Below are 17,825 nucleotides of genomic sequence, written 5' to 3' on the forward strand. Positions count from 1 at the left end.
AGAGGTTCTAATACCCCCTCGAGGCTGTCTTCCCGGGTAAAGTTGCAAGCGTGACCGCCAAAGAATCTTCAGCCGAACCCGATTTGTCCACCACCGCTGGTAAAATTGCAGATCATAGACTGCGATACAACGAGGCTGTGCACGAGAGAAACGCTAGAGCCGAGGCACGACAGCACCCCAAAGGTAAGATGACCGCTCGTGAGCGGATCGAAGAGCTGCTCGACCCCGGTTCTTTTGTCGAGTTTGATAAGTATGTGCGTCATCGCACCCACTCTTTTGGTATGGAGGACAATCGTCCCTTCGGTGATTCGGTGATTACCGGGGCGGGAACCATTCAGGGACGTCAAATCGCCGTCTATTCCCAGGATTTCACTATTTTTGGTGGGTCACTCGGCGAGGTTGCCGGGGAAAAGATCGTCAAAATTATGAACTTTGCGCTGAAAACTGGTGTGCCCATTGTGGGTATTCTTGATTCCGGCGGGGCTCGCATTCAGGAGGGAGTTGTTGCCCTGGGTAAGTACGGCGAGATTTTTCGTCTGAACACCATGTGTAGCGGAGTGATTCCGCAGATTTCGATCATCATGGGTCCAGCCGCCGGTGGGGCGGTCTACTCTCCAGCTCTCACTGACTTTGTGATCATGGTTGATAAAACCAGCCACATGTTTGTGACGGGTCCTGATGTGATTAAGACCGTCACGGGTGAGGAAGTAAGCTTTGAGGAGCTGGGTGGGGCTCTTACCCATAATAAGACATCTGGGGTCTCTCACTATCTGGCATCCGATGAGGGCGACGCGCTGGACTACGCTCGCACGCTGGTCAGCTATCTGCCCGATAACAATATGGCTGAGCTTCCCGTCTACGACAGTAATACGGCTTTTGAGATCACAGATGCTGATCGTCGTCTTAATACCGTTATCCCGGACAGCCCCAACCAACCCTACGATATGACAGCCATCATAGAGTCGATCGTGGATGGGGGAGACTTCCTTGAGGTGCAGCCCCTCTTTGCGCCGAACATACTGATTGGTTTTGGTCGGATGGAGGGTCGTACCGTGGGTATAGTGGCAAACCAACCCAGTGTCATGGCGGGCACCCTGAACATTGAGGCCGGTGAAAAGGCCTCGCGCTTTGTGCGCTTCTGTGACGCTTTTTCTATTCCGATTCTTACGCTTGTGGATGTTCCGGGATACCTTCCCGGAACCGATCAGGAGTGGGCCGGTGTGATTCGTCGCGGCGCAAAGCTCCTGTATGCATACGCGGAGGCAACCGTGCCCATGGTCACCATTATCACCCGCAAGGCGTACGGTGGTGCATACATCGTGATGGGCTCGAAACAGCTGGGGGCGGATGTGAACATTGCCTGGCCTACGGCTGAAATTGCCGTAATGGGCGGTGCCGGGGCGGTGAATATTCTGTACCGGGCGGAACTCAAAAAAGCTGCGGAAAATGGCGAAGACGTGGAAGAGTTGCGCACCCGCTTAGCCAATGAGTACACCTACGGTGTTGCCAGTCCGTTCTTGGCGGCCGAGCGGGGAGAGCTTGATAACGTGTTGGAGCCCGCCGGTACCCGTCTTGCGGTCCTCAAAGCGTTGCGGGGTCTGCGTGGTAAGAGGGCAGAACAGCCCACCAAAAAACACGGAAACATTCCTCTCTAGGGGGCGTTGTGAGAGACTACGATTCTTTGCCCGATATTGACGCGCACTTTGTGACGCGGAATGTTACCGATGAGGAGAGGGCCGCCGTTATTGCGGTGCTTTCGGTACTGAAGGTTCAAGAAGCTCAGAAAGTGCACTCGGTGATAAGTGCGGCTCGAGAACCCTGGAAGAGGAGCCAGCGGGTTCCAGAGGGAATTCCGGAGCATCGCGAGTAGAAGATTTTTCGGTGTTCTCGGCGCTCCGTGACAGCGCTCACCCAGGCTCACAAACTATTATCAAAGAATGGCCAAGAATTCTATGCGTGAGCCCCGAGTCGGGGTCGTTATGGGCTCCGACTCTGACTGGCCGGTGATGAGTGATGCGGTCCAGGTTCTGGTTGAGTTTGGTATTTCTCACGAGGTAGAGGTTGTCAGCGCGCACCGAACCCCCGAGAAGATGATTGCCTATGGCCAGGCTGCGGCCGGTCGTGGACTTCGAGCTATTATTGCCGGGGCGGGCGGCGCGGCTCATCTGCCCGGTATGCTCGCGTCGGTTACGACCCTTCCCGTTATCGGAGTTCCCGTTCCTCTGGCTCGGCTTGATGGCCTTGACTCGCTTCTCTCAATCGTGCAGATGCCCGGGGGGATTCCCGTTGCAACGGTGTCAATTGGCGGTGCAAAAAACGCGGGGCTGCTGGCCGCTCGCATACTGGGTGCGACCGATGATTCCCTCTCCCGCAAGCTTTCTACCTACGCAGCCGAGCTAGAGTCCCTGGTGGAAGCCAAGAACGAGGCATTGAAAAATAGTCTATGAATCTAGATAACCCGATTCGTTACCCCGATAAGACCTCCGTGGAGGTTATGACAAAGCGAAGCTGGTGGCTTGTTTTGTGGGGATTTCTTATACCCGGTTCCGCACAGGTCCTTGCGGGTAACCGTAAGCTTGGGCGTTTTGGTCTTGTAACCACGATCGTCATGTGGCTGCTTGTTGCGGCGGGCCTCATCACGTTTTTTGTTTCTCAGCAAACCCTCATCAGCCTGTTTACAATGTCGTGGTCTCTGCTGATTCTTCAAGTTGTGCTGGTTTTTTACGGTGTAGTTTGGTTTGTTTTAGCTCTCAACACCCTCACCCTGGTCAAATTTGTTAAGGTTCGTCCTCGGTCGCGTTTTCTTGTAGCCGGAGTTGCGGTTGTTGCTCTTTTTCTCTCCACGGGAGTGAGCGCGTATGCAGCCTATGTCACCAATGCCTCCTGGACACTCATCGGCAATGTTTTTGCCGGCGGTGTACGCGAGGAACCGATTGACGGACGCTACAATATCCTTCTCATGGGTGTTGACTCTGGTGACGATCGTGACGGTATCCGGCCCGACAGCATGACGGTTGTGAGCATCGACGCGGAAACCGGTGAGGCCATTATGGTAGGCATTCCGCGCGATTTTCAAAGTACGCCCGTCAGCGAAGAGTCACCTTTGAAGGACCTTTATGCCGCCGGTGTCTGTAATACAGATCCCGCAGTGTGTAAGGCAAACGGTATGTTCAACTACGTGAGTACCTACTATCCGGAGTTCTACCCCGATGCGGAGAAAAATGGTAGTAGTGTGGGCATCGAGGCCACAAAGGATGTTGTTCAGGGTATCACCGGAATCGATATACAGTACTACGTACTTGTCGATATGAAGGGCTTTGAGCAGATGATCGACGCCCTTGGGGGGGTAACGATTAACGTTCCTGAGCGGGTAGCGCTTGTTGGTTCAGAGCATAAGGGTCAGGTTAACGATTGGATTGAAGCGGGAGAGCAGACCCTGAGCGGCAATCACGCCCTCTGGTACGCGCGCTCGCGTTATCAGGCAAGCGATTGGGAGCGAATGGAGCGTCAGCGGCGACTTCAGATGGCGATTGTTGCACAGTTTACGCCGATGAACGTCTTGACTCGGTTTAAAGAAATTGCCAGCGCCGGATCGCAACTTATTCAAACCGATATTCCGGAGTCGATGCTTGCATACTTTGTCGATTTGGCGACAAAGACGAAAGAGCTTCCCATTGAAACCATTGAACTTACGCCGCCAACCGTTGATCCGGATAATCCCGACTACGACTACATCTACAGTCTTATAGCGGAGGCACTAAAACCAGGAGTTCCGGAGACGTCTCAGTAGTAGGGCGCGGGGTTTGCGGTGTTTTTAGAGTTCTGCGTGGAGTTGCCAGATCCGTTCGCCGGTCTCACGCCAGGTGAACGCTTTGGCTCGATCTGTTCCGAGTGTGGACAGTCTGTCACGAACGGTGGAGTCTCCCACCACTCGGGCGATCTCGGTGGCGTAGGCATCAACGTAATCGTCTGAGTTGAGAGTCGCGTCAACAGCCACCCCTGCACCGTCTGCAAGCTCGGTGTGGAGCGCGGAGGAGGAGTGAATAACGGGGGTACCCAAGCTAAATGCGGTGAGTATTTGTGAGTCGTATCGGTCACTCGTGCCGGGGGAGACGTAGGCTTTGGCTCCGGAAAAGGCCGTGCGCACCTGTTCTCCCGGGGAAGACTGTAGCAGGCGTACCCGGGTCTGATCAACGGTGTGCTGCTCAAGCAACGCGGTAAACTTGGTTGTGTCTATAGCGGAGTCGCTCACCACCACCAGGCTGAGCTCGGCCAGCTCGGGACGGGTGAGCGCCCGAACAATTGTGGAGAGGTCACTTGCTGAACCGAGATTTCCGTACGCCACAATGTAGTCCACGGGAAGATCCGGCGTGATCGGATTTTTGTCGGAGGTTGAGGCGTTAACAACTCGTGTGGGAGCACTCTCCCCGATTACGCGGACCCTGTCGCCGAAATTTGCGTACTGGGAGAGGTTCTCCGCAACGGTATGGGAGGGGACAACCACGGCATCAGCGTGCTTAAGCGCACGCTTTATCATTCCTTTAAACCAGAGAGAAAGTCCGGGAGAACAGCTGTCCGGGTGCGTCCACGGTGTGGTATCGCTAATGCTGACGGTGGTTTGTACCCCGTCGTTAACCCCGTCGTGGCGACGTAGAGGGGCAAGCATGCTGGGTGCGTGAACCAGCCCCTCGTGTGCACCTCCTGTTATTCCTACTGACCAGGAACGTGCCGTAGCCGCTCGATCACGTGGAAGTAGGATAACGGATGCCTGGGGGCAGAAGGACTCGTAGAAGGAGATCTCAGCGTTAAGGCCCTTCGGGAGGATAAGCTCAACCTGGCAATTTTTCGGGGTGGTAGCCACCAGGCTACGCGACACATCGTGAATGTGATCGCTGAGGTCTATGGATGCGGACGGCCACAGACCCTCGGCAACTATTGTGAGTGTTGTCATTGTTCTTTGGATGGGGTGAGGGTGAACGTGTCGGCTTCGAAGGCCGCGTGCAGCGCTTCCCGCCATGGACGCATCGGTGGTAGGCCAGCCGCTACCCAGGCGTCATGCCCAAGCACCGAGTAGCTTGGTCTGGGAGCCGGTCGAACAAACGAGGCGCTATCTGTGGGATGGACCCGTGCCGGATCTAGCCCCGCCTCCGAGAGTACGGCTTGCGCGAATCCTCGCCAGCTTGTCTTACCGGAGTTGGTGCCGTGATAAATCCCGGGGGCGGCATCCGAATCGATCAGTAGGGCGATCTGAGAAGCCAGGTCACGGGTCCAGGTAGGCTGACCAAACTGGTCGTCAACAACGGTAAACGTGTCGAGTTTTGCCGCGAGGTTGAGCATCGTCTGGGCAAAATTAGCACCGTTTTGGCCATATAGCCACGCGGTGCGAACGATATAGGATCCGTCAGGGTGCTCGGTAAGGACGCCTTTTTCTCCAGCGGCTTTTGTGCGACCGTATGCGGAGATTGGTGCGTGAGGAGTGTTTTCGGCATAGGGTGTGGTTGCCGAACCATCAAATACATAGTCGGTTGATATCTGCACCAGCTTAGCCCCCGAAAGCCGTGTTGCCCGTGCAAGATTTGTAGGCCCGGTTCCGTTGATCAATAATGCCGCGTCTTCATCCGTCTCGGCGTTGTCAACTGCGGTATAGGCGGCCGCATTGATCACAGCGTCATAGTCGTTGACAGCAGACCGTACCGCAGCCTCGTTGGTGATATCAAGATCACCACGTCCAAACGCAGTAACGTCGTGTTCTATGAGAACGCGCTGCAGGTCTTCTCCCAGCATGCCGTGGGCACCCGTAATGAGGATTCGTGCCATGGGCTTAGTCCAGGGCAGCGCGGGCCTTGAGCGGCTCCCACCAGGCCCGGTTATCGCGGTACCACTGCACCACATCGGCAAGGCCCTTTTCAAAAGGAACAAGCGGCTCGTAGCCGAGTTCAGCCTGAATCTTGCTGATGTCTACCGAGTAGCGTAGGTCGTGGCCGAGGCGGTCTGCAACGCGGTCTACGTAGCTCCAATCCTTTTCCGTTGCATCAAGCAGGAGTTGCGTGAGCTGCTTATTGGTGAGTTCTGTTCCTCCGCCAATGTTGTAAATCTCGCCCGCACGGCCACGGGTAACCACCATGGCGATACCCCGGGTGTGGTCATCAACGTGTAGCCAATCACGAATATTATTGCCCTCGCCGTAGAGGGGAACGTGCTTATCATCAATGAGGTTGGTCACAAAGAGGGGGATAACTTTTTCGGGAAAGTGGAAGGGGCCGTAGTTGTTGGAACAGCGAGTGATCGATAGATTGAGCCCGTGGGTACGGTAGTAGCTCCGGGCGAGCAAATCGCTTCCCGCCTTTGACGCGGAGTACGGTGAATTGGGTTCAAGTGGCCAATCTTCCGACCATGATCCCTCGGCGATTGATCCGTACACCTCGTCGGTGGAGACGTGCACAAAACGTTTCACCCCGTTGCGGAGCGAGGCGTCGAGTAACTGCTGGGTGCCCAGCACATTTGTTTCAACAAAAATAGTGCTGTCCCGAACGGAGCGGTCAACGTGGCTCTCTGCGGCGAAGTGGACAACCGTGTCAATTTCGGGAAGGAGCTGGTCGAGCAGGGCACCGTCGCGAATATCACCCTTGACAAACCTGTATCGGGGAGAGGAAGCTACCGAGGTGAGATTTTCAAGGTTTCCGGAATAGGTGAGGGCGTCAAGCACGACAACGTTCGAACCCTCAAGACCGGGATAGGCATCTTCGAGAGTGCGTCGCACAAAGTTGGATCCGATAAACCCAGCTCCACCAGTTACGAGTATCTTCATTGCGTCCTTCTTGTTCCGTAGGCTAAAGTACAAAGCTCATTCTAGCGACACACGGGTCAAAGATAACTGTAAACGCGCTTGTGTCCGTAGGAATTCTTGAAAGTGTGGGACTAACCGGTTTTTCTTTTGGTGAGGTTTCCGCGAACCCAGAGGCCCACCTTGAGGGCCGCTCTCAGAGGCCAAAGGAGGGGACCCGAATATTTTTTTGAGAGAAAACGTGCGGCGCTTTGGTGGTGTACTCGGAGCATGTATGAGCTGTCCCCCTGGGTAGAGTGGGCGCCCGTATGTGTGGCGGTGGCTGCGGGCTCGTATATATTTTTATAGCCTGCCAACCCTGTTCTGTACCCGAGGTCAACATCTTCAAAATACATGAAATAACCTTCATCAAAGCCGTCAAGTTCATCGAATATAGACTTGCGGATAAGTACGCACGCACCGGAAAGCCAGCCTGTTTCGCGTGCCGAATCTTCTTCGGATTCGTTATGATACTTGCTGCTCCACGGGTTTTTTTCCCAGATATTGGCAAAAAGGGCGTGGCCAATCCCTACCCGAAGCGAGGGAATAACTCGGGCCGAAGGGTAAACGCTCCCGTCGGGTTCAAGTATTTGAGGCCCTACGCAGGCGATCTGAGGGTCGCTTAAGGCGCGACGAAGCATGGTTTTTACGGCGTCAAGAGAGATTACGAGATCCGGGTTGCAGGCTAAGATCCAGCGTGCCGTTGTGCCGTATGCGGCGACGGCACGATTAATAGCTGCACCGTATCCGGGGTTTTCGGGGAGGGGCAGGTAAGCGCAGTCGAAGGTTGCGGCTAGGCTTTCTACCGAATCGGAGTTGGGCTTGTTGTCAGCTACAGCGACCCGAAGCCCCGGTAGGCTATCCTCACGAAGTGCGCTGAGGAATGGTTTGAGTACATCCCCCGAGCCATAACTCACGGTTACGACCAGAATGTCGCTCAGGTCTACCGGTTCAGGAAAATTTTTCTGAGACATTACGTTTCCATCTTAGGGGGCTTTGAACTCTACATACTAACCCCGTGATTTTTCCGTAACCCGACCGTGTGACTTGTGAAGAGACGGGTGTGGCCTACTATTGAATGGTGGATATTCGTGAACTTAACATACCTCACTCGTACGAGATCATCCCAAAACAGTTTCCTGATGATCGGGGAGTCTTCCTCGAATGGTATCGCAGCGACAAGCTCGCAGAGGCTGTAGGGCACCCGCTTCACCTCGCTCAGGCTAACGTCTCTGTCTCAAAAAGAGGAACAGTGCGCGGAATTCATTTCGCGGACATCGCACCGAGCCAGGCAAAATATGTTACGGCGGTGCACGGAGCTGTTCTTGATTTTGTTATTGATATTAGGGTTGGCTCACCCACCTTTGGTCAGTGGGACTCGGTCTTGCTTGACGACACGGATCGTCGTGCAATCTATATAGCTGAGGGACTGGGTCATGCGTTCGTTGCACTCACAGAAAATGCAACCGTGAGCTATTTAGTTTCTGCACCGTTTAACGCTGAGCGCGAGCATGGAATTAACCCCCTTGATAGTGAGGTTGGATTGGCGTTTCCGAAGGAAGCGGGAGAGCTGCTGCTCTCACCAAAAGACACCGAGGCGCCCAGCCTTGCAGACCTGGCGAGTGCGGGTCTTCTGCCCACTTGGGAGCAGGCTATAGCTTTTTACTCTGAACTTAACGCTGAAGGAGGCGTGCGATGAAGGGCATTATTCTTGCGGGTGGCTCAGGAACCCGACTGTGGCCGATTACAAAGGGTATCTCGAAGCAATTGATGCCTATTTACGACAAACCGATGATCTATTACCCCCTATCAACCTTGATGATGGCTGATATTAATGAAGTACTGATCATCACGACACCGGAGTATAACGATCAGTTCAGGGCTCTTTTAGGTGACGGATCACATCTTGGCCTCACCATTGAATACGCGGTACAGCCTTCACCTGACGGTTTAGCGCAGGCGTTTATCATCGGTGAGGAGTTCATTGGTGATGATAGTGTTGCCCTGGTTTTGGGAGATAATATCTTTCATGGAACCGGGCTCGGGTCTAATCTGCGTAGACACGGTGAGATTGAGGGTGCCCTTATCTTTGCCTATCACGTGAGTAATCCTACCGCCTACGGCGTGGTTGAGTTCGATGAGAATTTGAAGGCGCGGTCTATCGAGGAAAAACCCGCCGTTCCCAAGAGCAGTTATGCTGTTCCTGGCCTCTACTTTTACGACAACTCGGTGGTAGAGATTGCCAAAACTATTGAGCCCAGTGCTCGCGGAGAACTAGAGATCTCGACAGTTAATGAGCGTTATCTTGAACGGGGCGCTCTGCAAGTGCATGTTCTTGACCGGGGAACCGCCTGGCTTGATACCGGCACATTTGAATCAATGATGCAGGCCTCCGAGTACGTTCGTGTTATTGAGGATCGCCAGGGGTTTAAAGTCGGTTGCATTGAAGAGATTGCCTGGCGGGCCGGCTGGATCTCCGATGCTCAACTAAGCGCGCTGGCCTCACCCCTTAAAAAAAGTGGTTATGGACGATACCTGGCCCAGTTGTTAGAGGGGGGCAGCTAGGCGAGTAAGACGGCAGAATCGACCCTGATCAGGTCTGCGGGGGCACACCTCCTGCGGCTTCAGATCTCTCCACTGAATTATCCGGCGATCCGTCTCCCGAAAAATTCCTGTAAAACGGAGATATTTTTTCAGATTAGGAGCAACCATCTGTTAGCAGGACAGCCCGATTGAATTGGGAGGGAGGGCAAAAGCCGTTGTAATTCCTAAGGTTTCTACAGTTTGCAATATTGCTGCTTTCGGGTTATTCAAGGCATAGATCAGGATATTTGGGATAACATCATGATGTAAGAACCATTGAAATTGGTTAAGTAGGATTAGACCGTTCAGACTAATATTACGGAAGCTTCACTGAGCTTCTATCTGTAATACCGTGGTTGAAAACGTGCCTGACAGGGATGTTTGGAGTGTGCGTGAGTATCTCTTGGCACAGACTAAGAAGTTCCCCCGCGAATGATGTCACACGTGACGTGAAAGGAAGATGTGTCTGTGGTGAAACAGGGCAAGAAGGGGGTGGTTGAGCGTTATCGTCAGCTAGTAGAGCCACAAGAGAACGGATTGCCACAGAGACGGGTTATTGCTTATCCTCTTCTGTTTCTCGCCGCTCTCTTTCTGGTTTTTGTTGGCTTAGGTGTGACTGGCAGTTCCACCGGAATGCTTAACCAATTTTTTTCGAACTCTTCCGATGATCGGTTGATCCTGGGTGAACCACAGGCTATTCGAAGCGACGAATGGTCTGTGCAGACCTCCTGGACCATTTCGCAGGTTGAGCAGGGCCTCCCGTCTGTTAACCAGATTTTTCCCGGGGGAATGGATGCGACGGTGCAGCATGACTTACCCTCAGCGGACTGGTCGGTTGCTTTCAGACCTCACCTTTTGGGGTTTCTGTTTCTTCCCTTAGATAACGCAATGGCCTTCAAATGGTGGCTTCCTGGTTTTGGCATGATCGCTGCCGCTTATCTTTTCTTTATTGGTATTATGCCACGGCGCCCCTTAGCGTCTTCTGCGCTAGCTACGGGCTTATTTTTTGCGCCATTTGTGCAGTGGTGGTATCTTTCCGTCACAACGTGGGCCATAGCCTGGGCGTTCTTAGTAATGGCCGCTGTGCTCTGGGCGGTAAAGGGCGCCTCTGTGGGGGCACGAGTGACCTTAGCGATTTTGGCAGGTTATATAACGGTAACCCTGGGGACGGGAATTTATGTCCCATTTATCTTAGCCGGTGTTTTTCCTGCGCTTGCATTCAGTGTGGGCTATACGCTTGACAAATCGAGTAACAGGTTCCAGCCGTTCATCCGGAAGAGGTTCCATTCCCTCCTACCGCTGCTGATCTCAGGAGTGGCAGGAGTGGGCGTGCTCGGGATTTGGTTGCTCACTCGGTGGTCAACAATTCAGGGGTTCATGAACACTGTTTACCCTGGCGAACGGCTTACTCCTACCGGTGCTATGGAAATAAGCCAATGGATGGCTCTTTTGGCTGCCCCGTTTAATTATGGTCTGCAGGAAGAACAAAATGGCTCACTTGGTGCAAACGCAGCGGAAGCATCGACCCTTTTTATCAACGGGTTATTTCTTCTGATTCCGCTTATCTGGATTGCTGTGCGTCGGTTTCGTTGTTCGCGAGAGATTGATGCCGTTACCCTGTCAATGTCAATTCTGATGATTGTTTGTCTCTTGTTTCTTGCTGTGCCGGGGTGGGACCCGATTGCGCACTTGCTTTTCTTGGATAGATTCACCCCCGAGCGGATGTACCTGCTTTTTGGGATAGTAAGCATTATGCTCATGGCTATTTTAGCGATGAGAGTTGAAGAACTCCGTCAGGAAAAAGCAAGAAAACTGAAACTTATTTTTCCTGCTCTCTGTGCTACGTTGGTCGCGGGATTGTCTCTCTCCACAGTTGCTCTGTGGCTTCGTTTGCATAAATCGATAATTATCAGCCCAAAACTTTTCGGTTTTGACTCCTTCGTCACGCTTGCGGTTTTATGTGTGTTATTTCTCGCTGTCGTCTGGCTGAGTAGTGTGGGTCGTATAACCTGGGGTGCTACTATTTTCTTGGTCATGTCTTTTATCACAACTCTGGGTGTTAACCCCCTCTACCGTGGTGTTTATAGCTTGACCGATACTCCATTGCTTCAGACGATGCGGGAAGTGCAGGGTGATTCCGATGGTCGCTGGGTAGGGGTGGATGCGAGCACACCGATAAACGTCGCGCTCGTTCAATCTGGCTTGCCCGGATACAACGGATTTCAAAGTGCGCCCGCACCAGAAATGTGGGATCAGATTGATCCAGAAAAGCAGTACGAGTATGCCTGGAATAGACTAGCCAATGTGTCGTGGGTTGTGGGGGAAGGTGAGCCCTCCGTGACAAACCCTCACGCGGATCAGATCCGGGTAACCTTTGACTCCTGTTCAAGTTTTGCGCAAGAGAATGTCTCCTTTGTGCTTAGCGAATCAGAGTTGGAGCAGAGCTGTGTGCGACTGGTAGACACTGTTCAGGCAGGTCCCTCAACTTTTCGTATTTATCGAACGGTTGAACAGCCGCAGTAAGCTACTCAGGTTTGGGTCTGATGCTCCTAAATATGTATCAGATCCAAGTTATCTTCTTCCTCTAGATGTTACTTGTTCAGGTGTCAGAGTTCGAAAACTGTGGAATTAGGATTCTTTGGTGGTCTGTTTCTGCGCGGACTCCGCCAAGAAATCGTCATAATTCCTGATGTAATCATCGTTATCGTAGGGGAGAGACGCGAGTACGAGAAGGGTGGCGTTTGGGCTGTATTTATACTGCGTTCCCCAGGTCATCGCGGGCATATACAGTCCGAGATCAGGGGAGTCCAGAACATACTCTTCCCGTTTTTTTCCATCGTCTACGATCGCGTGAACAGAGCCGGAGAGACACACGAGAAATTGCTCGCATTTGCGGTGTGCATGAGCACCTCGCACCTCTTCGGAGGGAACATCGTGAACTGCGAAAAAGCGTTGGGGTTGAAACGGAATATGCTTACCCACTTCGCCCGCTACGAGCGATCCTCTCAGATCAATTGCGCGGGTGAGTTTTCCGAATCGAACGTCATCAGCTTTGCTGGGGTCGAGAAGATTTGTGCTAGAGGTTGGGGCTTCCTCGGCGTCTCGATCAGAAACGATCGAGGGCGTATTGACATAGCCTTTAATGCGGGCCGGGTTACCCACCACAATTGCGCCCGGCGGAACATCCCGGGTGACGACACTACCCGCACCAACCATGGCACCTGCTCCAATGGTTATGCCGGGAAGAATGGTGGCGTTAGCGCCAATAGAGGCACCTTTTCGCACGATTGTGGTGAGAAAACTATCTGGGTACTGCTTGCTTCGAGGGTGCTTATCGTTTGTGAAAGTTGCATTTGGGCCGATAAAAACATCGTCTTCGAGGGTGAGGCCGTCCCAGAGCTGCACGCCCACTTTTACCGTTACTCGGTCGCCGACTCGCACATCATTCTCGACGAAAACTCCGTCACAGATATTGCAATCTTTGCCTATCTGGGCCCCGGGTAAAATGTGTGCAAAAGCCCACACTCTTGTCCCGCTCCCTATCGCTGAAGATTCTACGAGCGCCTGGGGATGAAAAAAAGCTGTCATGACTCTCTTCTTTCGGGTAGTAGCAGCTGTTCTTTCGGCTCACGGAATAAAAACTTCCCACCGATGAACGTAAGTGGTGTTGTGAATAGGAGAACGGTCAGGCTGGTCATTGCGAGTTCTATGAACCCTTGAGGCTCGATGATCCTGATGATGAGCTGTCCAATTCCAAAGATAAAAAGATACCAAACAGCAAACAACGTCATCTGGCGGAGTTGTGCTTTGGCCCTAAAGACAATGCGAGAAGACCCAAAGGTGACCCAGGCTAATCCGATGATGAAGGCAATCGTATACGCTGCCCACGGGGCGATTATGATTCCTAAGCCAATAAATATTGCATAGGTAACAAGGGTGTTTGACCCTCCGACTATTATAAAGCGGATGATTTGTTTCACCATTTCGCTGTTTTTCTTAGACAGACTCATCGTTGAAAACCTCTGTGCTCATGAGAATAGAAGAGGGTCGATTTTTTGTATTCTCGTAGGTTCTCCATACATAGGTGCCGAGAATCCCTATTGCAAAGAGAATGCTTCCGGCAGAAAATAGCAGTACGAGCATAAGTGCGGTGTATCCCGGAACTGGAACGCTACCGAGAAGCCAGGACACGAAGACCGCAAAAGCAGCAACTATAGAGAGAATCGAACCGGTGAGTCCGAGTCCTAGAATCGCGGTAATAGGCATACTCGTGAAAGAGAAAACACTGTCAAGAAGGTAACTGATCTTTTTTCGCATCGACCACGCACTTTTTCCGTGCGTTCGTTCTTGCCGAGTGTAGGGGATCTCGATGCGGCGATACCCCAGCCAAAAAAGGAGACCAATCAGGCTAGAGTTTGACTCATTGAGCGCCCCGAGTTTATCGGCCACCGCACGCGTGGTAGCAAAAATGTCCACGCCACCGGGTGGCATATGGGGTTGCACAAATTTTCGATAGGTGCTCCAATAAAATTTTGATAGAGTGCGCGAGATGAGAGGGTCTTCTCTGCCCTCTCTTATGCCAACTGCCACATCCCACTCACCAGTTTTTAGTTGAGCAAAAAAGTCTTCGATCAATTCGCTGGGTTCTTGTAGATCGGCAGCCATTGCGGCGATGTACTGACCTCGGGCACTTTTGAATCCGGTTTTAATCGCGGGAAACGAACCAAAATTTCTGGAGTGAGCTAAGAGCTGCGAATTGAAAGTTGACTTGGGTAACAGATTTCGTAGTGTGTTGAGCGATCCGTCAGGCGAGCCGTCAACGACGAATACTGCCTCGAGCGGAGCATCTAGACGACTCTGCATCTGCTCAATTCTCTCGATCACATCAGGAAGACTCTCTTCGTTTTTATAAACGGGGATCACAATTGAATAAGTGATCGCGGATTCACTTTTCTGTGGGGATGAGGCTGGCATAGGGGCTAGATCGCCCGTAACGCTTCAGCAACACGATCGGTCTCGTGCTCCTCAAGCTCGGCAAAAAGGGGAATTGAGATAATATGCTCTGCGGCATACTCAGAGGCGGGGAGGCTATATGAGCCTTCTGGGGCGGTCGGCTGCTGATGGTCGCATATGGGATAGTGAATATCGGTTTTGATACCGTGGTCGTTAAAGATTTTTATCGCCGATTCTCTATCGTCAACAACAAGTACGGCCAGATGCCCGACAAATTCGCCTTCAACGCTGTTGAGAAGGCGTGCGGTAGTGGAGGAACTGAGGGCTCGTTCATAGAGTGCATGGATCTCACGCCGTCTGGCGTTCCATCCGTCTAATCGTCGGAGCTTGATCCGCAGTATTGCCGCCTGTAGCTCGTCGCAGCGGGAGTTCATCCCGCCCTGAACTGTTGTTCTGTATTTGGTGCTCCATCCGTATTGGCGCAGGCTTCTCACCCTGGTATCCAGCTCGGTGCGATTGGTGAAAATTGCACCGGCATCCCCGATGGCTCCCAAATTTTTTGTGGGATAGAAGCTGGTCGTGGAGATATCGGCGATGGAACCGAGTCGGTTCTTCCCAGAAAATCCACCAAAGGCCTGGGCGCAATCTTCGACAACGGAAATGCCCTGCGCATGAGCCCACTCGGTAATCTGAGTTATGTTTGCGCTTGCCCCATAAAGATGAGTTACAACGATGACAGAGGGTTTACGTCCGTACGTGGCATATGCGCTCTCTATTCCAGCCCTCACAGTTTCCGCGGTGAGTAGGTGGGTAGAAGGGTCAACATCTGCGTAGACGGGGATTGCTCCTACTAATCGGCAAGCCGTAGTAGTGTAGCCACCAGCATTTGCGCAGGTGAGAACGAGATCGTCACTTGTTGTGCCCAGAGCGAGTAGAGCAAGAACTAGGGCATCGGTTCCATTTGCGACCAGGGCAGCAGATTCGACGCCGATAAAAGAGGCCAACTCCTGCTCGAAGGCTTTGTGCTCAGGGCCCATCACATACCAACCGCTTGCGATAACCCGTGCTGCTGCCTCGGTTATTTCGTAGCGAAGATCGGTGTCCATCCGGGCCAGATCGTTAAACGGAACGGGCGCTTTTTCAACCCTCATAGTTCAGTCTCTTTCTGGCGTCTTTTTATAAACATCACTACAGCAACAGCACCCAATAATACCATCAAGCCAGAACCGAAGAGAATCCAACCCGCCGTTCTTCCCGGGGGGAGATAGCTGAGCGAAAGATCGAAATCTCCGGAGGGAAGTGCGATCTGAATTATGCCGTATGGGCTGAGCTGAGGGTCGAGAATTTCGCATCGCCCGTCGGCGAAGCAGGCTTGAGCCGACCAGCCGGGGAAGAAGGACTCGTTGAGGACGACAGTTCTGGGGCTGCTGAGGGAAAGCTGATAGGTGTACTCTCCAGGAGCGTATGAAATGGGTGTGGAATCGACTCCGCAGTCATTTTCGAGGACACAGGCGAGGAGGCTTTCTGCTGAGGTTGATCCATCGTCTGCAACGGCTAGAACTGTGCCTGGGAGCGCAAGAAAGGCGGCAAGCTCCTCCCGGATCTCGCTCTTGAGCAGAGCGTGTTCCAGAGTGTTATGGCTGTTTGAACGCTTAAGATTGATATAGCCCGCTATTGAGTACTCTGCGCTAAAGAAAGCGGCGTTTCCGCGATTGTCATAGAGATCATGGTCGCCAAAATTCGGTGGTAGGGGGGTGCGTGCTGGTCGCTGTGTGCGGTCACTCATGTTTTCAGCGCGCTGGCTAATCAGGTTATCGACTGTTTCTCCGTAGGCGGCAATCTCGGTGGGCACACGGTCTGATTTCCACGGTCCGGGTGTGCTGTATGCCCATAAGATGCCGGATGTTCCGGTAAGAAAGATCATCGCAAAAGAGAAGAGCGTGGTGACTGACTTCTGACCTGTGGTACCAAATTTCTTGTGATCAAGGGTGTGATTGAACGTGATGAACGCGGTTACGATGGCCAGTACCAGGCAGAGAAGAAGGAGCGCTGGTATGGTGTCGAGTTTCGAGTAGGGGCCGCGAATAGCGAGAATTCCAAAACCGGCGACCACTAACCAGGACGCAGCCAATGATATCAATATTCCCCGGCTCAATCGCGGCTGTTGCTTAGAGCTAGTAAGGGTTTTGAGTCCAGAAGAGGCTAGGAGAATAGCGGCTAATACGAGAAAGAGCTTGAAGTCGCTCATTGTGAACCGGCTCAGGCTTAGGCCGGGAAGGTTTCTCGTTGCTTCAAACCAGGGTAAGAAGGGCATTCCAAGAAGGAATGCGGGGACGCCGATGGCGAGTCCTAACTTGCAGAGGGGATCTGTCCAGCGAGCGAAGGCGGTGAGTGCCAAAACCGTTACTGGAACGAAGAAAGATCGCATGGTGACATCATTGGGAATGTCGTTCTGTACCCCGTAGCCGAAGAGCACCGTTCCAAGCACCGAGGGGCTAAAGACGGAGCTTTCACCGAAGGCGGAGCTTCCGTCATCGTTGAGTAGCGCGTAGGGAAGCAGTCTCGGCATGGAAAGCAGTAATGCGGCAAACCCCGACACGGCCAACGGTAGGATGAAGGATTTGATTTTTGGTCGATAGATGAGGCAGATAACGACTGTCCACGGAATGAGGGCATAAACAGCGGCAACGGTGGTTCCCGGATATATTCCAGTCAGGGCCTGCCAAAGGATAAGGCTTGATAAGGGAATCGACCACCATCTTTTCCATTTCCACAGGGGGGTAAACACGAGTAAGACCCAGGGCAGCCAAGCGTATGCTCTCGCGATATCAATATGGGAGGCGTTACTGAAGAAACCGACCCCGAAGAATAGGGCAACCGAGGCGAATAAAGATACAAAAAATCCAGACCGTAGTGCGCGCAGAAGAAAATACATACCGTATGCGCCAAACGCCACGTGTAGGGCAGCGAGAATAGCCGCCATGTGCATGCTGTATGGGCCGAATGCGGTGATTAACCCGGTGGGAAGGTACCAGGCGCTATTTTGCAGCCCTCCGGCAGACGGGTATCCGGCCCAGAGATAGGGCACCCACTCGGTTCGCTCAAAGAACCCTCCGTCTGTCCACCACACAAAAGCGTCGCCAGCATATGCCCCGAGGAAATCGTAGGGTGGAATAGCGTGCCCCGTATAGAAGGGGAGAAAAACGCTCAGCTGGAGAATAAGGATCAGCGCACTCAGGGTTATTCCCCGTCGGAGAGCCGTTGAAGAGAGAAAACTTTTAGCGTTAAGTAGTAGTGTTGCTGCTTGCGGGCTGATGACTGTGTTGCTCACGTGGCCTGTCTTATTTCTTGAACTTGGCACCATCATGCCTGAGGACTAGGGTGCTCGGTGTGTATTTGAGATCCGATGACCAAGGATATCCTACCGGATAGAGCTCGCTATAGAATCTCCTCTGTGAGTGAATGC

General features: G+C 52.8%; 16 protein-coding genes. 7 read left to right on the forward strand and 9 right to left on the reverse strand.

Features of this window, described 5'->3' with window-relative positions; genetic code table 11:
- Positions 1-50 precede the first annotated feature (50 nt).
- The 4 genes from FrondiHNR_RS03805 to FrondiHNR_RS03820 all read left to right on the forward strand — a co-directional run bounded on the left by FrondiHNR_RS03805 (position 51) and on the right by FrondiHNR_RS03820 (position 3,790).
- Positions 51-1,655, forward strand: coding sequence for an acyl-CoA carboxylase subunit beta (locus FrondiHNR_RS03805; RefSeq protein ID WP_279353925.1), 1,605 nt, complete (start codon positions 51-53; stop codon positions 1,653-1,655).
- Between the two features lie 8 nt (positions 1,656-1,663).
- Positions 1,664-1,870 carry a hypothetical protein gene (locus FrondiHNR_RS03810; RefSeq protein ID WP_279353926.1) on the forward strand — a complete coding sequence of 69 codons (207 nt, stop codon included), beginning with the start codon at positions 1,664-1,666 and terminating at the stop codon, positions 1,868-1,870.
- Between the two features lie 82 nt (positions 1,871-1,952).
- Entirely contained in the window at positions 1,953-2,447 is a 495-nt protein-coding gene (purE, locus tag FrondiHNR_RS03815) for a 5-(carboxyamino)imidazole ribonucleotide mutase (RefSeq protein WP_279353927.1), read from the forward strand.
- A complete protein-coding gene (locus FrondiHNR_RS03820) occupies positions 2,444-3,790 on the forward strand; it encodes an LCP family protein (protein ID WP_279353928.1) in 1,347 nt (448 codons plus the stop codon). The genes purE and FrondiHNR_RS03820 overlap by 4 nt, the downstream gene beginning before the upstream one ends.
- A gap of 24 nt (positions 3,791-3,814) precedes the next feature.
- Here the strand turns inward: FrondiHNR_RS03820 and FrondiHNR_RS03825 are convergent, their stop codons facing one another.
- From FrondiHNR_RS03825 to FrondiHNR_RS03840, 4 genes are all read right to left on the reverse strand, one after another.
- Complete coding sequence (locus FrondiHNR_RS03825; RefSeq protein ID WP_279353929.1) at positions 3,815-4,951, reverse strand: hypothetical protein; 1,137 nt, start codon at positions 4,949-4,951, stop codon at positions 3,815-3,817.
- A complete protein-coding gene (gene rfbD / locus FrondiHNR_RS03830) occupies positions 4,948-5,817 on the reverse strand; it encodes a dTDP-4-dehydrorhamnose reductase (protein WP_279353930.1) in 870 nt (289 codons plus the stop codon). The genes FrondiHNR_RS03825 and rfbD overlap by 4 nt, the downstream gene beginning before the upstream one ends.
- A 4-nt stretch (positions 5,818-5,821) precedes the next feature.
- Positions 5,822-6,808, reverse strand: a complete 987-nt coding sequence (gene rfbB / locus FrondiHNR_RS03835; protein WP_279353931.1) for a dTDP-glucose 4,6-dehydratase — start codon at positions 6,806-6,808, stop codon at positions 5,822-5,824.
- A 110-nt stretch (positions 6,809-6,918) separates the two neighbouring features.
- Entirely contained in the window at positions 6,919-7,797 is an 879-nt protein-coding gene (locus FrondiHNR_RS03840) for a glycosyltransferase family 2 protein (protein ID WP_279353932.1), read from the reverse strand.
- Positions 7,798-7,904: 107 nt separating this feature from the next.
- Between FrondiHNR_RS03840 and rfbC the strand changes: the two genes are divergently transcribed.
- The 3 genes from rfbC to FrondiHNR_RS03855 all read left to right on the forward strand — a co-directional run bounded on the left by rfbC (position 7,905) and on the right by FrondiHNR_RS03855 (position 11,929).
- Complete coding sequence (gene rfbC, locus FrondiHNR_RS03845; protein ID WP_279354462.1) at positions 7,905-8,522, forward strand: dTDP-4-dehydrorhamnose 3,5-epimerase; 618 nt, start codon at positions 7,905-7,907, stop codon at positions 8,520-8,522.
- Positions 8,519-9,388, forward strand: a complete 870-nt coding sequence (gene rfbA / locus FrondiHNR_RS03850; protein ID WP_279353933.1) for a glucose-1-phosphate thymidylyltransferase RfbA — start codon at positions 8,519-8,521, stop codon at positions 9,386-9,388. The genes rfbC and rfbA overlap by 4 nt, the downstream gene beginning before the upstream one ends.
- Positions 9,389-9,868: 480 nt before the next feature.
- Positions 9,869-11,929 carry a hypothetical protein gene (locus FrondiHNR_RS03855; RefSeq protein WP_279353934.1) on the forward strand — a complete coding sequence of 687 codons (2,061 nt, stop codon included), beginning with the start codon at positions 9,869-9,871 and terminating at the stop codon, positions 11,927-11,929.
- A 105-nt stretch (positions 11,930-12,034) separates the two neighbouring features.
- Here FrondiHNR_RS03855 and FrondiHNR_RS03860 read toward each other — a convergent pair whose 3' ends face one another.
- The 5 genes from FrondiHNR_RS03860 to FrondiHNR_RS03880 are packed head-to-tail and all read right to left on the reverse strand — an operon-like array spanning position 12,035 to position 17,690.
- Positions 12,035-12,994 carry a WxcM-like domain-containing protein gene (locus FrondiHNR_RS03860; RefSeq protein WP_279353935.1) on the reverse strand — a complete coding sequence of 320 codons (960 nt, stop codon included), beginning with the start codon at positions 12,992-12,994 and terminating at the stop codon, positions 12,035-12,037.
- The gene (locus FrondiHNR_RS03865) at positions 12,991-13,416 is read right to left on the reverse strand and encodes a GtrA family protein (RefSeq protein ID WP_279353936.1); all 426 of its coding nucleotides are present in this window, start codon (positions 13,414-13,416) and stop codon (positions 12,991-12,993) included. The genes FrondiHNR_RS03860 and FrondiHNR_RS03865 overlap by 4 nt, the downstream gene beginning before the upstream one ends.
- Positions 13,403-14,380, reverse strand: coding sequence for a glycosyltransferase family 2 protein (locus FrondiHNR_RS03870; protein ID WP_279353937.1), 978 nt, complete (start codon positions 14,378-14,380; stop codon positions 13,403-13,405). The genes FrondiHNR_RS03865 and FrondiHNR_RS03870 overlap by 14 nt, the downstream gene beginning before the upstream one ends.
- 5 nt (positions 14,381-14,385) lie before the next feature.
- Complete coding sequence (locus tag FrondiHNR_RS03875) at positions 14,386-15,510, reverse strand: DegT/DnrJ/EryC1/StrS family aminotransferase (RefSeq protein WP_279353938.1); 1,125 nt, start codon at positions 15,508-15,510, stop codon at positions 14,386-14,388.
- Positions 15,507-17,690: a hypothetical protein gene (locus tag FrondiHNR_RS03880; RefSeq protein WP_279353939.1), complete on the reverse strand. Its 2,184-nt coding sequence runs from the start codon at positions 17,688-17,690 to the stop codon at positions 15,507-15,509. The genes FrondiHNR_RS03875 and FrondiHNR_RS03880 overlap by 4 nt, the downstream gene beginning before the upstream one ends.
- Positions 17,691-17,825: the final 135 nt, after the last annotated feature.

Source organism: Lysinibacter sp. HNR, from assembly GCF_029760935.1.
GTDB lineage: Bacteria > Actinomycetota > Actinomycetes > Actinomycetales > Microbacteriaceae > HNR.

Excerpts from the sequence above, each read along its gene's own strand:
- purE (WP_279353927.1), top strand. The coding sequence starts at position 1,953 with ATGCGTGAGCCCCGAGTCGGGGTCGTTATGGGCTCCGACTCTGACTGG.
- FrondiHNR_RS03820 (WP_279353928.1), top strand. The coding sequence starts at position 2,444 with ATGAATCTAGATAACCCGATTCGTTACCCCGATAAGACCTCCGTGGAG.
- FrondiHNR_RS03825 (WP_279353929.1), bottom strand. The coding sequence starts at position 4,951 with ATGACAACACTCACAATAGTTGCCGAGGGTCTGTGGCCGTCCGCATCC.
- rfbD (WP_279353930.1), bottom strand. The coding sequence starts at position 5,817 with ATGGCACGAATCCTCATTACGGGTGCCCACGGCATGCTGGGAGAAGAC.
- rfbB (WP_279353931.1), bottom strand. The coding sequence starts at position 6,808 with ATGAAGATACTCGTAACTGGTGGAGCTGGGTTTATCGGATCCAACTTT.
- FrondiHNR_RS03840 (WP_279353932.1), bottom strand. The coding sequence starts at position 7,797 with ATGTCTCAGAAAAATTTTCCTGAACCGGTAGACCTGAGCGACATTCTG.
- rfbA (WP_279353933.1), top strand. The coding sequence starts at position 8,519 with ATGAAGGGCATTATTCTTGCGGGTGGCTCAGGAACCCGACTGTGGCCG.
- FrondiHNR_RS03860 (WP_279353935.1), bottom strand. The coding sequence starts at position 12,994 with ATGACAGCTTTTTTTCATCCCCAGGCGCTCGTAGAATCTTCAGCGATA.
- FrondiHNR_RS03865 (WP_279353936.1), bottom strand. The coding sequence starts at position 13,416 with ATGAGTCTGTCTAAGAAAAACAGCGAAATGGTGAAACAAATCATCCGC.
- FrondiHNR_RS03870 (WP_279353937.1), bottom strand. The coding sequence starts at position 14,380 with ATGCCAGCCTCATCCCCACAGAAAAGTGAATCCGCGATCACTTATTCA.
- FrondiHNR_RS03875 (WP_279353938.1), bottom strand. The coding sequence starts at position 15,510 with ATGAGGGTTGAAAAAGCGCCCGTTCCGTTTAACGATCTGGCCCGGATG.